Source organism: Streptomyces sp. NPDC003011, from assembly GCF_053591515.1.
The window spans coordinates 18,335-31,280 of record NZ_JBSFTY010000037.1 but is presented as its reverse complement, the minus strand read 5'-3'; the positions used below and the strand labels follow the sequence as shown (position 1 = coordinate 31,280).

The following is a 12,946-nucleotide window of genomic DNA, read 5'->3' as shown; positions in this document are numbered from 1 at the left end:
GTCGCGGGCCGGTCGCGTGATGACCAGTTCGCAAGGCTTTCGCAGGGAGAGAACGGGATGGGACTGACCGCGAGGATCCGTACGCGGGACGGATGGGCCGTGTCGCACGCGGTCGTGACGGTGACCGACATGACCGGCTCGCAGGTGCTGCGCGCCGAGGCCGACACCGAGGGGGTGGTGCGGGACGTGAACCCGCTGGCTCCGGGGGCGTACACCGTCATCGTCACGGCCGTCGGATACGCGCCCGCCGCCGTCGGCGCGCTCGTCACGGCGAGCGGGCGGGCCGAGGTCGGCACCGTGACGCTGGCCCGGCAGGGCGGCACCGAGCTGCCGCCGCCCGGGCCCTGGACGGTCGACCCGGCGCACTCCAGCGTGGCCGCCGTCGCCCAGCACCTGGGGATCTCCAGCGTGCACGGCCGGTTCACGGAGTTCGCGGGCTCCGTCGAGATCGCCCCGGACGACGTGACCAAGTCCCGTGTGGAGGCGGTCATCCGGGCCGCGTCCATCGACACCGGCAACGGCATGCGCGACACCCACCTGAGGTCGGCGGACTTCCTGGACGTCGAGCGGTTCCCGGAGATCACCTACCGCTCGACCGGGCTGACGGCGGCCGGTTCGGACCGCTGGACCGTGCACGGCGAGCTGACGCTGCACGGCGTCGTCCGCCCGGTCGACCTGAGCCTGGCCTACCTCGGCACCGGTTCCGACCCCTGGGGCGGCACCCGGGCCGCGTTCCGGGCGACGGCGGAACTGCACCGCGAGGACTTCGCCATGAACTACAACCAGGTCGTCCAGGCCGGCATCGCCGCCATCGGGACGACACTGAAGGTGGAACTGGACATCCAAACGGTCCAGGGAGACGCCCTGCCGCAGGCCTGAAAACATCGGCCGTCCGCTGCCGCGCACCTGCCCGCGCAGGCCGGCGCGCCCGGCCGCTGCCGCGAGTGTCAGCAGCGAGGCCGCTCCCGCGGACCTCACGGCCACCGCCGCCGCTGCGGGCGTCCGCCCGGCTGACCGCCGGCGCGAGCTCGGGCCGGGTCATCGCTGCTGTGGGCCCGACCGCACGGGCGCCGTCGCCGTCGCCCACCCGAGCGGGGGGCCTACAGCAGGCCGACGATGCGTGGCGGTGCGAACAGGTGGCGGGCGCGGTGTTCCTCGGCGGCCATGACCGCGCCCGGCGGCAGAGCGGGGGTGCGCTCCCGTGCCCTGGCCAGGACGTCCCGGTGGCCGGCGCAGGTCGGGCAGGAGGGGTCCCAGTCGGGCAGCGCCGCGCGGTGGGCTTCGGCCAGATGACGGCTCAGGCTGATCTGCGTGCCGACGACGGAGTCGGTGACGTCCCAGTCGACGCCCGGGTCGTCCGCGGTCAGGCCGGCGATGACGGCCTGTACGTGCTTCATCGCCTCGTAACGGCGGACGCACTCGGCGCAGTCCCACAACCAGGCGGGTGGCAGCGGCCACTGTGCCTCGGGGCTGAGGTCTCCCGCGCTCATGCGGGCCACGGTAGGCGCTGCGGGCACGGCCTCGCAGGCGTCCGCTCGAACTGAACGCCCCTCAGTTCCGGCCGCGTGCGGACCGCTCGTCGTCGGTCACCCGCGCCACCAGGTCGCTGCACAGGTCCCGGAGTTTGACGTTGTGGTCCTGCGAGACGCGGCGCAGGCGCTCCATCGCGATCCGGGCGTCGATCCGCTCCCGCGCCATGAGGATGCCGATCGCCTGGTCGATGACGCTGCGGGAGAGCAGCGCCGTGCGCACATCGGTCGCCGACTCCCGGCGGCGCTCGACCCGCAGGGCGACGTCGATCGCGTCGCTCACCCGGGCGGCGAACGCCCGGGCCGCGTCCCGGCCCTCGTCCAGCGCGCCGGCTTCGACGCCGTAGAGGTTGAGGGCGGCGCCTCTTTCCCCCTCCACGGCGATCGGGATCGCCAGCACACAGCGCACGCCGACGGACAGCGCGTACTCCGTGTACGTGGGCCAGCGAGGCTCGTCGGCCAGGTCGGGGGCGTACTGCTCGATGTCCGTCTCGGCGGCCTCGACACATGGCCCCGAGCCGTTCTCGTACTGGCGCTGGTCGAGCCCGCTGGGCAGGCCGCGGCTGCCGGCCAGGGTCAGCAGCCGGTCGGCCCGGCGCACCGTGATGCTGCACGCGGCCGCTCCGGGCACCGCCTGCACCGCGCGGTCGGTCAGATCGCGCAGCAGCGTGTCGAGGCCGCTGCTGCGCACGATGGCCATCTCCAGCGTGTCGGGCGTCTCCGGGCTCATGAACGTACTGATATCCCCTCGGCGCCCGTTAACGCCTCGCGCCGCCCGGCCCGTCAGGGGGCGTGACTCGTGTCGACGATGCGGCGGGCGAGGTCGCGCAGTTTGACGTTCTCCCGCTGTGAGGCCTTGACCAGCGACTCGAACGCTTCCGCGGCGTCCATGTCCATCCGCTCCATGAGGATCCCGGTGGCCTGCCCGATCAGGTCCCGGGTGCGCATGGCCTCGGTCAGCTGCTCCCGTACGGTCGCCGAGTCCAGGGCGAGACTGACGTGCGCGGTGAACAGCCGGCCGACGCGGGTGGCGGCCTCGTCGAAGGCACGCGGCTTGTGGGCGTAGGCCGTGAGCACGGTGAGGCGGCGGCGCTCTGCGCGCAGCCGCAGCGACAGCGCCGAGCGCAGGCCCAGCTCCGCCAGCGGGGCCCCGCCGCCGTCGGACTCGCTGTCCTCCAGCCGTACGACGGGCGCGGTCCACAGGTGTTCCCAGTACGGCGCCTGCTCGTGTCCGGCGGGCCCGGTCTCGGCGGAGCGCACGACCTCGTCGGTCCAGGCGACCGTACGGCGGTGGTGGGAGCGCTCGATCACCGAGATGCCGGCGTGGTCCGCGCCGGGCAGCAGGTGTACGGCCAGGCGGACCGCGGTGCGCATGGTGTTGTGGGGGGTCGCCGTGTCGTGCAGTTGCTGAGCCGCCACCGTCAGGGCTTCTGCCAGCTCGAAACCAGCAGGAAAACGGGGCAAATCAGGAAACTCGGACGCAGCCACCACGAACCTCTTCGGCATGCACGACCGAACGGACGTGCGCAGGAGAGCTCCGCAGCACATTCCCGACTGCGAGCACAGGACGGACAGCACTTTAGCTGCTCGGTTGCGCAGAAGTGACGTCCGGTCGTCGGAGGCCGGGGCACTTCCGGACACGTTCCCCGGCGTGATGAAATGGGGGCGACAGGTCAGGAAGTGGCCTCCCCCGGAATCCGGACGATCTCTGTCTGCCAGGTGAGTGCCGTGACCTTCTTCCCGAGCCCGTGCGAGCTGCGTGATCTTCGCGATCTGCCCGACCGCACCACCCTGCTCGTCCTCCCGCCCGAGATCGACTTCTGCAACGCCACGGAGCTGCTGGACCGGGTCATGTCCGCCGTGGACGCCCGTGCCGGCCGGCTGCGGCTGCTGGTCCTGGACCTCACCGGGACCGGCTTCATGGACTCCCAGGGCGTCCGTCTCGTCGAGGACGTCCGCCGCGGCCTCCCGCCCCGGGTGCGGCTGCGGGTGGTCGCGGCACCCGACGGCGTCGCCCGCCGCGTCCTGGAGCTGACGAGCGTGCGGCGGGACGTGCCGGTCTACGACGACCTCGGCGAGGCGCTGAAGGCGTGACCGGCGCCCGGAGCGGGTCTTCCGTGCGGGCGTCCGTGCGGGCGTTCTGGCGGGCGTTCCGTGTGGGTGTCCCGCCGGTGTCCTGAACGAGCGCTCGGGGCCGGGGTCCTAGGCTGACGCCATGGCACCGAACATCGCGACCAACACCTCCGTATCGCTGGACGAGTTGCTGGACTTCGTACGGCCCCGCCACCACGCGATCCTGCTGACCCGGCGCGCCGACGGCGGCCCCCAGGGATCCCCGCTGACCTGCGGGGTCGACGACTCCGGGCGGATCGTCGTCTCGACCTACCCGGAACGCGCCAAGACCCGCAACGCCACACGGGATCCGCGGGTCAGCGTGCTGGTGCTCAGCGACGACTGGAACGGGCCGTGGGTGCAGATCGACGGCACGGCCGAGGTCATCGACTCGCCCGACTCCGTGGAACCGCTCGTGGAGTACTACCGGAACATCGCCGGTGAGCACCCCGACTGGGACGAGTACCGGGCGGCCATGCTCAAGCAGGGCAAGTCGATCATCCGGGTCACGCCGGAGCGGTGGGGCCCGGTGGCCACGGGCGGCTTCCCGGCGCGGCTCGTGTCCGACGACACCCCCTAGCCCCGCCTAGCCCCGCCTAGCCTCACCGAGCCCCGCCTAGCCCCGCCTAGCCCCGGTCCACCATCGCCTCGATCCCGGCCACCAGGAGATCCAGGGCGAACGCGAAGTCGCGCTCCATCATCTCCTCGACCGTGTCGCCGCCGCGGGCCTCCATGATCCTCGTGGACTCCTGGACGACCTCGGCGGCGTCCGGGGACCGCGTGACCGTGCTCATGGTGTCCTGGAAGTACTCGTCCGGGGTCATGCCGGTGTCCGCGACGCGGGCGAAGAAGTGTCCCTCGATCGTGCCGTAGCCGTACACGAACTGGAAGACGGCCGCGATGGCCCCGGCGACGCCGTGCGCGGGCAGGCCGGTCTTGCGCAGGACCCGCTGGACGACCCGGGAGAAGGCGAGGTTGTTCGGGCCGATGTTGAGGTAGGTGCCGACCAGCGGCGACAGCCAGGGGTGGCGGACCAGCAGCGTCCGGTACTCCCGGGCCAGGGCCCGCAACTGGTCGCGCCAGTCCTCGCCGGTCTCCGGATCGGGCAGGTCCAGCTCGCCGAAGACCGCGTCGAGGGCGAGTTCGAGGAGATCGTCCTTGGTGTCGACGTACCAGTAGACGGACATCGCCGTGACGTTCAGCTCGGCGGCGAGCCGGCGCATGGAGAACCTGGCCAGTCCCTCGGCGTCCAGCAGCCGCACGGTGGCCTCGGTGATCCGCTCCCGGTCCAGCCCGGACGGCTGCCCGCCGCCGCGCCCGCTGCGGCGCGCCTTGCCCGCGAGCCAGACACTGGTCCGCGCCGCCCGCCGGGCCGCTTCCACCATGGCGCACCTTCCTTGATCTTCCGATGCCGGCCCAGCTTAGGCGCCCCCGGGGGCGCGAGGCCGTGTCCCTGAACGGCTCCGCCCGCGCGGCTGCCGACCAGCCGGGACGCACCCGCAGCCGCCCGCCTGCCCAGCCCCGCGCGCTCCTAGGCGACCACCCCGGAGTCTGCCCGCTCCGCCCTGCGCAACAACGCGGCGGCGACCAGTCCCCCCAGCAGCACGGCCACCGCCCCCACCAACTGGCTGGTCGCCAGCCCGGAGGAGAACGCGTCGATGACCTGCGCCCGTTCCCGCGCCGACCCGGCGGAGGCCAACGCGGCGGGCAATGAGGCGGCCGCGGCCGGAATCAGCGCCGAGAACCGCGCGTTCAGCACCGCGCCCAGCACCGCGACCCCCAGCCCGTTCCCCAACTCCGCCAGCGTGCCGTTGATACCGGCGCCGGCCCCCGCCTTCTCCTGCGGTATCGCGCTCATCAGGGCGTGCGCCATCGCCGGGTTGGCCAGGGCGCACCCCGCCCCGATGAGCAACAGCCCCAGCAGCGTGCCGGCGTATCCACCGGAGGCGATCGTCGCGATCGACACCAGGCCCGCCGACATCAGCACCATGCCCAGCCCGATGGAGACGGGCAGGCCGAGCCGGCCCGTCCACTTCGCCGACAGGCCGGAGAAGTTCAGCGCCACGACCGTCAGCGCGAGCGGTGCCGTCCGCACGCCCGCCTCCAGAGGGCCGTAGCCGAGCACGAACTGCATGTGCTGGGTGAGCAGGAAGAGCGCGCCGGTCATGCCGAAGGTGATCAGGACCAGGCCCGCGACCGCGCCGGTGAACCGGCGGTTGCGGAAGAACCGCAGGTCGAGCATGGGGTACGGGATCCGGCTCTCCCAGTACGCGAATGCGGTCAGGACCACGGCCGCGACGGCCACCGTGCCCAGCACCCGGCCCGACGTCCAGCCGTGTTCGGGACCGGAGATGATGGCGAACACGGACGCCGTCATACCGATCGTCGACAGCAGCGCGCCGAGCAGGTCGGGCCGGTCGCCCTGGGGGTTCCTGGACTCGGGGACCAGTGTGACGACGGCGGCCAGACCGAGTGCCACGACCGGCAGGTTGATCAGGAAGATCGCGCCCCACCAGAAGTGGTCCAGCACGAACCCGCCGACCAGCGGGCCGCACGCGAAGCCGAGCGCGTTGACCGCGGCCCAGATGCCGATCGCCCTGGCGTGCTCCTCGGGCGTGAAGATCTGCATCACCACGGCGAGGGTGGTGGTCAGCAGCAGCGCGCCGCCGACGCCCATGCCGGCCCGAGCCGCGATCAACTGGCCCGTGGAGTCGGCCAGTCCGGCGGCCAGCGACCCCGTGCCGAACAGCGCCAGGCCCGCTGTCAGCAGCTTCTTGCGGCCGTAGCGGTCGGCGGCGCTGCCCGCGGTGAGCAGCAGCCCGGACTGCACCAGCGCGTACGCGTTGATCATCCACTGGATGTCGGAGGTGGCCGCGCCCAGCTCGCGGGTGAGCGAGGGGATCGCGACGTTCAGGACGGTGTTGTCGAGCACGACGGTGAGCTGGGCGAGGCAGATGACCCCGAGAATCAGCCAGCGCTGGGGGTGACCGCCGTCCTGGGTCCGCTCGGGGGCCTGTTCCTGGGGAGACGTCGTCATGCTGTACACCGTAGAACAGTTCCCATACGGCGTACAAGGCAGCACTGAGGAAGGGCGGTGGCCCACGGCCACCGCCCTTCTGTGAGGTCGGACCTCTGTGAGGTCGGACCTCTGTGAGGTCGGCCCTTCTGTGAGGTCGGACTTCCGGAGCCGGCCGCCTACGCCTTCTGCGTGAGGTCGTAGAAGGTGGCCGAACCGACCGTGACCTTCTTGAAGGTGGCCTCGACCCACGAGGTGATCTGCGCGGACGTGCCGTCGCCGCTGCCGCCCGTGCCGCCCCCGGAGCCGGAGCCGGAGGAGATGAAGTAGTGGATGTCGCCGTCCGCCACGTACTTCTTGAACTGGGCCAGCGTCGGCGACGGGTCGGTGCCGTTGAAGCCGCCGATCGCCATCACCGCGTCACCCGTGGCGAGTTGGTAGCTCGCGGCGTTCTGCGCGCCGATGGCCGCGGCGGCCCAGGTGTACCGGTCGGCGTCGGCCTCCAGCAGCTTCCTGGCCTCGGCGGTGACGGTGGCACCGTTGAGCAGGCCGCCCACGCCCGCGCCGCCCGTCCGGCCGCCCTCGCCGGAGGCCGCACCTCCCCCGCCGGGGAAGCCGTTGCCCTGCGGGGCCTGGCCCTGGGTGTTGCCGTTCTGGCCGGGCATGCCGCCGCCGGGGAAGCCGCCCGTGCCGCCGGTGCCGCCGCCCGGGACTCCCTGCGTCCCGTTGCCGTTCTGCTGGTTCTGGCCACCGCCGGGCATACCGCCGCCCATGCCGCCACCGCCGCCGGGACCGCCGCCCCGGCCGCCCATCATGCTCGCGCCCGCCGGACCGGCCGTGGGGATGGAGCCGGTGTGCGCGGAGTTCACGGTGCTCAGCGTGTACGCGGTCGGACCGGCCAGCGAGGCCGCGATGCCCAGGCCCACCGCGGCGAGCGCGAGTCGCCGGCCCAGCCGGGCCACGAAGATCAGGCCGAGCGCGGCGACCAGGCCGCCGACGAGGACCAGCCACTTCAGCCAGGGCAGGTGGTCCGGAGTGCGGTTGAGGAGGACGTACCCCCAGGCGGCGCTCGCCACGACGGCCGCCGCGAGTGTGAGGGACGCCCAGAGCTGCGCGCGCCGCTCCCACAGGACCGCCGAGCCCATGCCGATCACGGCGGCCAGGTAGGGGGCGAGGGCGATCGTGTAGTACTGGTGGAAGATGCCCGCCATGTAGCTGAAGACGACCAGGGTGATCAGCAGCGAGCCGCCCCACACCAGGAACGCGCCGCGGGTCGCGGACGTCCGCTCGCGCTTGCGGGTGGCCACCAGGCCCGCGACCAGCAGGATCAGCGCGGCCGGCAGCAGCCAGGAGATCTGGCTGCCGATCTCGGAGTTGAACATCCGGTCCCAGCCGGTCTCGCCCCACTGTCCGGTGCCCCCGCCCCCGCCGCCCCCGCCGACGCTGCCGGTCTCCTCGCCGTTCAGCCGGCCGAAGCCGTTGTAGCCGAAGGTCAGTTCCAGGAAGGAGTTGTTCTGCGAGCCGCCGATGTACGGGCGGGAGGACGCGGGCCACAGCTCCACGATCGCGACCCACCAGCCGCCGGAGACGACCAGCGCAACCGTCGCGAGGGCCAGCTGCCCGAAACGCTTCCTCAGCGCCACCGGCGCGCAGACCGCGTACACGATCGCCAGCGGCGGCAGGATCAGGAAGGCCTGGAGCGTCTTCGCGAGGAACGCGAAGCCGATCGCGACACCGGCCCACACCAGCCACCTGGTCCGGCCGTCCTCCAGGGCCCGGGTGACGAAGTAACAGGCGAGCGCCATCAGCAACGCCAGCATCGCGTCCGGGTTGTTGAACCGGAACATCAGCGCCGCGACGGGGGTGAGCGCGAGCACCGCGCCCGCGATCAGACCGGCCCCGGGGCTGAACCGGCGGCGCACGCAGGCGTACACGACGGCGACCGTGCCCACGCCCATCAGGACCTCGGGGGCCAGGATCGCCCACGAGTTCAAGCCGAAGATCCTCACCGACAGCTCCATCGGCCACAGCGAGGCCGGGGGCTTGTCGACGGTGATGGCGTTGCCCGCGTCCAGCGAGCCGAAGAACATCGCCTTCCAGCTCTCGCTGCCGGCCTGGACGGCCGCGGAGTAGAAGGAGTTGGCGTATCCGGAGGCGCTCAGGTTGTACAGGTAGAGCACGGCGGTCGCGAGCAGCAGCCCGAGGAACGCGGGGCGCGCCCAGCGGGGGTCCTCGGGCCGGCCCCGCCACAGTCCGCGGACGAAGGGCTGCCGGGGCTCACCGGATGCGGGGGCGGGCGGGGCCTGGGTGGCCACGGGCTCCTGAACGGCCGTGTCGGTACCGGCTGCCGGTGGCTCCCACGCGGCGGGACCCCGCGGGGCCGGCTGGTCGGTGTGCGTGGTCATCGGGGGTCCCTCGGGTCGGTGGTCTCGTACGCCGTGTCGTATGCCGTGTCGTACGTCGTGTCGTATGCCGTCTCGTGTGCCGTCTCGCGTGCCGTGTCGTATGCCGTCTCGTACGAGGCGTGCGGCGCCGTGGCGTACCGGTTCGCCGTCGGGCGCTGCGGCAGTGGCGGGTGCGGCTGCCGCTCGTACCGGAGCGCGGGCGGCACCGCGACGTAGGCGGACGGGGACGGGGACGGGGTGTGGCCGGCCACCACCGGTGAGGGCTGGCCGTCGCGCCGGTCGGGGAACACCCACGCCCGGAAGAGCAGGAAGCGCAGCACCGTCGCCGCGAGGTTGGCGGCGATGAGGATCGCCAGCTCGGTGGAGTGCTCCGGGGCGGCGCTCGCCGCGTTCAGGGCGGCGAGGGAGCCGCTGGTCAGCGCGAGGCCGATACCGAAGACGACCAGGCCCTGCGCCTGGTGCCGGACGGCGCCGCCCCGCCCGCGCACCCCGAAGGTCAGGCGCCGGTTGGCCGCCGTGTTCGCGACCGCCGAGACGAGCAGCGCGAGCGCGTTGGCCGGCTGCGCGCCGCCGAACTGCCGGAAGACGCTGTACAGCAGCAGGTAGAAGAGGGTGGACAGACCGCCGACCACACAGAAGCCGACGAGCTGGCGGGCCAGCCCCTTCGGTACGTCCTGGATCTCGCGGTCGCGCGGATCGTCGCCGAACGGACGGGCGATCCGGTCCAGCGGCAGCGAACCGGTGGCCAGGGCCTTGCCCACCCGCCACACGCCCTTGAGGTCGTCGGTCGCCGTCTTGACGATGTGGACGGTGGAGTCCGGGTCGTCGACCCAGTCCACCGGCACCTCGTGGATCCTGAGGCCCGCCCGCTCGGCCAGCACCAGCATCTCGGTGTCGAAGAACCAGCCGGTGTCCTCCACCAGCGGCAGCAGCACCTGGGCGACATCGCGGCGGATCGCCTTGAACCCGCACTGCGCGTCCGAGAAGCGGGCCTGGAGGGAGCCGCGCAGGATCAGGTTGTAGGCGCGGCTGATGAACTCCCGCTTCGGCCCGCGGACCACCCGCGAGCTACGGGCGAGCCGGGAGCCGATCGCCAGGTCGGAGTGGCCCGAGATCAGCGGTGCCACCAGCGGCAGCAGGGCGTTGAGGTCGGTGGAGAGGTCCACGTCCATGTAGGCGAGGACCGGGGCGTCCGAGGCGGACCAGACGGTCCGCAGCGCCCGGCCGCGGCCCTTCTGCTCCAGCCGGAACGCCCGCACCTCCGAGAGCTCCGCCGCCAGCCGTGCGGAGACCTGCGGGGTGGTGTCCGTCGACGCGTTGTCCGCGATCGTGATGCGGAACGTGTACGGGAAGGTGCGCCGGAGATGGTCGTGCAGTCTCAGCACACACGGCTGGAGGTCCTTCTCCTCGTTGTAGACGGGGATCACTACGTCCAGGACAGGCGTACCGGCGTCTGTGGCCGGGAGGTGCTCCCGCGCCGGCAGCGTGCCGGGAGAAGAGTCGGTTCGCATGTCAACGACTCTGGTCAAGCCCGCTGTTGCACCCATATGGCGGCGCTGTGCTGCGCCTGTGAGTGCGATTGCCAGTTCGTTTCGGGCGCCGGATGGGGCGCCGAGGGACCCAGTGCGGGCAGGTGGACGGTGAAGACGGTGCGCCCGGGAACACTGTCGACGGTCACCGCGCCGTCGTGCGCGGTCGCGACCGCCTGCACGATCGCGAGCCCCAGCCCGGTGGACCCGGAGGCACGCGAACGCGACGAGTCGCCGCGCGCGAACCGTTCGAAGACCCGTGGCAGCAGCTCCGGCGGGATGCCCTGGCCGTTGTCCTCCACGTCCACGCACAGCCACGGCCCGCGCCGCTGCACGCGCGCGGTGACGGTCGTACCGGGTGGCGTGTGCGTACGGGCGTTGGCCAGCAGGTTGACCAGCACCTGCTGCAGGCGGGCCGCGTCCGCGGACACGAGCGCCGGCTCGTCGGGCAGGTCGAGCCGCCAGTTGTGGTCCGGCCCGGCCGCGCGCGCGTCGCTGACGGTGTCCACGACGAGCGGTACGAGGTCGGTCTGCTCGAACCGCAGCGGCCGCCCGGCGTCCAGGCGGGCGAGCAGCAGCAGGTCCTCCACGAGGAAGGTCATCCGCCCCGCCTCGGACTCGATCCGGCCCAGGGCGTGCCGGGTGTCGGGCCCGACCTGCTCTCTGCCGCGCCGGGTCAGCTCGGCGTACCCGCGGATGGAGGCGAGCGGTGTTCTCAGCTCATGGCTGGCGTCCGCGACGAACTGCCGTACCCGCATCTCGCTCTGCTGGCGTGCGTGCAGCGCGCCGTGGACGTGGTTCAGCATCCGGTTGAGCGCCGCGCCGACCTGGCCCACCTCGGTGTGCGGGTCGGTCTCGGAGTCGGACACCCGCTCGCTGAGGTTGACCTCGCCGGTGTGCAGGGGGAGTTCGGAGACCCGGGTGGCGGTGGCGGCGACCTTGCGCAGGGGGCGGGTGGCGACGCCGACCAGCACGTACGCGGCGATGCCGGCCGCGACCAGGCCGGCGGCGGTGACGCTCAGCTCGACGAGGATCAGGGTGTTGACGGTGCTGTCGGTGTCGGCGGTGGGGATGGCGACGTAGTAGGCGCCGTTGGGGCCGTCCGCGTACGTGACGCGGTAGTCGCCGAGCCCGGGGATCTCCACCGTGTGCGCGCTGTTGTCCTTGGGGACGGAGTCGAGCGCCTTCAGCTGGGCCGCGGTGAGCTTCACCGCGTCCGTCTCGTAGTCTTCGGCGCTCTTCTCGCCGACCCTGCCCTCGGTGACGGAGCCGTTGGCGACCTCCGCCGCGACGGTGCCCCTCGGCTGCGGACCGTTCGTGACGAGCTGGTCGAGGGTCTTCCTGGGCGGCGGCTGTCCGCCCGGGGTGCCGCCGGGCGGCTCGAAGTTACCCGACGCCCGCGCCGCGGCCTCGTACACCTGCCCGTCCAGCTGCTCGTACAGATGCGACCGCAGCGCGATTGTCGTCACGGTGCCGATCACCGCGCAGACCACGGCGATCAGTACCACCGACGCGACGACGAGCCGGCTCCGCAGGGTGCGCGGCTTGCCCGCTCGCTTCTTCTGCGTACGCGGCCGTCGTCGCCCGCTCATGAGGCGGCGGGCTTGATCAGGTAGCCGGCGCCGCGCCGGGTGTGGATCATCGGCTCACGGCCGGCGTCGATCTTGCGGCGCAGGTAGGAGATGTAGAGCTCCACCACATTGGCCTGGCCGCCGAAGTCGTAGGACCACACGCGGTCCAGGATCTGGGCCTTGCTGAGCACGCGGCGCGGGTTGCGCATGAGGAAGCGCAGCAGCTCGAACTCGGTGGCGGTGAGGTGGATGTTCTCCCCGCCCCGCGACACCTCGTGGCTGTCCTCGTCCAGGGTGAGGTCACCCACGACCAGCGTGGACTCGGAGCGCCGGTCGGCGGCACCGGAGCGCCGGATGAGCCCGCGCAGCCGGGCGACGACCTCTTCCAGGCTGAACGGTTTGGTGACGTAGTCGTCGCCCCCGGCGGTCAGCCCGGCGATGCGGTCCTCGACGGCGTCCTTCGCGGTGAGGAACAGGACGGGAACGTCCGGCAGCTCACGCCGCAGCCGGCCCAGAACGGTCAGCCCGTCCATGTCCGGCAGCATCATGTCCAGGACGACGGCGTCGGGGCGGAAATCACGGGCGGTCTGGATGGCGCCCGTTCCGTCACCCGCGCTCCGGATCTGCCATCCCTCGTAGCGCAGGGCCATGGACAGCAGTTCGGTGATCGACAACTCGTCGTCCACCACAAGCACTCGGACGGGGCTCCCGTCCGGCCTCAGCAGTTCGGTGCGCCCCTGGGGCGAGGTCGTGGTCATGATGGACACCTTGTCGGGGCCCCCTG

12 protein-coding genes are annotated in these 12,946 nt (G+C 72.3%); 3 read left to right on the top strand and 9 right to left on the bottom strand.

Annotation, left to right across the window (positions count from 1 at the left end; all coding sequences use genetic code 11):
- Positions 1-57: 57 nt before the first annotated feature.
- Positions 58-879 carry a YceI family protein gene (locus tag ACWD0J_RS20085; protein WP_451497156.1) on the top strand — a complete coding sequence of 274 codons (822 nt, stop codon included), beginning with the start codon at positions 58-60 and terminating at the stop codon, positions 877-879.
- 221 nt (positions 880-1,100) lie between these two features.
- On the opposite strand, the gene ACWD0J_RS20080 is transcribed toward ACWD0J_RS20085, so the two are convergent.
- The 3 genes from ACWD0J_RS20080 to ACWD0J_RS20070 form a co-directional block, all read right to left on the bottom strand.
- Positions 1,101-1,490, bottom strand: a complete 390-nt coding sequence (locus tag ACWD0J_RS20080) for a hypothetical protein (RefSeq protein ID WP_451497155.1) — start codon at positions 1,488-1,490, stop codon at positions 1,101-1,103.
- A 61-nt stretch (positions 1,491-1,551) separates the two neighbouring features.
- A complete protein-coding gene (locus ACWD0J_RS20075) occupies positions 1,552-2,259 on the bottom strand; it encodes a GAF and ANTAR domain-containing protein (protein WP_451497154.1) in 708 nt (235 codons plus the stop codon).
- 53 nt (positions 2,260-2,312) lie between these two features.
- On the bottom strand, positions 2,313-3,035 hold the full coding sequence (locus tag ACWD0J_RS20070; RefSeq protein ID WP_451497153.1) for a GAF and ANTAR domain-containing protein: 723 nt from the start codon (positions 3,033-3,035) through the stop codon (positions 2,313-2,315).
- A 222-nt stretch (positions 3,036-3,257) separates the two neighbouring features.
- Between ACWD0J_RS20070 and ACWD0J_RS20065 the strand changes: the two genes are divergently transcribed.
- Together ACWD0J_RS20065 and ACWD0J_RS20060 are read left to right on the top strand one after the other, a co-directional pair.
- The gene (locus ACWD0J_RS20065; protein ID WP_451497152.1) at positions 3,258-3,623 is read left to right on the top strand and encodes an STAS domain-containing protein; all 366 of its coding nucleotides are present in this window, start codon (positions 3,258-3,260) and stop codon (positions 3,621-3,623) included.
- A gap of 121 nt (positions 3,624-3,744) precedes the next feature.
- Positions 3,745-4,221: a PPOX class F420-dependent oxidoreductase gene (locus ACWD0J_RS20060; protein ID WP_451497151.1), complete on the top strand. Its 477-nt coding sequence runs from the start codon at positions 3,745-3,747 to the stop codon at positions 4,219-4,221.
- A 46-nt stretch (positions 4,222-4,267) separates the two neighbouring features.
- On the opposite strand, the gene ACWD0J_RS20055 is transcribed toward ACWD0J_RS20060, so the two are convergent.
- The 6 genes from ACWD0J_RS20055 to ACWD0J_RS20030 all read right to left on the bottom strand — a co-directional run bounded on the left by ACWD0J_RS20055 (position 4,268) and on the right by ACWD0J_RS20030 (position 12,920).
- Positions 4,268-5,026, bottom strand: coding sequence for a TetR/AcrR family transcriptional regulator (locus ACWD0J_RS20055; RefSeq protein ID WP_451497150.1), 759 nt, complete (start codon positions 5,024-5,026; stop codon positions 4,268-4,270).
- A gap of 146 nt (positions 5,027-5,172) precedes the next feature.
- Entirely contained in the window at positions 5,173-6,678 is a 1,506-nt protein-coding gene (locus ACWD0J_RS20050; protein ID WP_451497149.1) for an MFS transporter, read from the bottom strand.
- A 158-nt stretch (positions 6,679-6,836) separates the two neighbouring features.
- Positions 6,837-9,062, bottom strand: a complete 2,226-nt coding sequence (locus ACWD0J_RS20045; RefSeq protein WP_451497148.1) for an ArnT family glycosyltransferase — start codon at positions 9,060-9,062, stop codon at positions 6,837-6,839.
- Complete coding sequence (locus ACWD0J_RS20040; protein WP_451497147.1) at positions 9,059-10,573, bottom strand: glycosyltransferase; 1,515 nt, start codon at positions 10,571-10,573, stop codon at positions 9,059-9,061. Before ACWD0J_RS20040 ends, ACWD0J_RS20045 begins: the two co-directional genes overlap by 4 nt.
- 14 nt (positions 10,574-10,587) lie before the next feature.
- On the bottom strand, positions 10,588-12,183 hold the full coding sequence (locus ACWD0J_RS20035; protein WP_451497146.1) for a sensor histidine kinase: 1,596 nt from the start codon (positions 12,181-12,183) through the stop codon (positions 10,588-10,590).
- Entirely contained in the window at positions 12,180-12,920 is a 741-nt protein-coding gene (locus tag ACWD0J_RS20030; RefSeq protein WP_451497145.1) for a response regulator transcription factor, read from the bottom strand. Before ACWD0J_RS20030 ends, ACWD0J_RS20035 begins: the two co-directional genes overlap by 4 nt.
- Positions 12,921-12,946 lie beyond the last annotated feature (26 nt).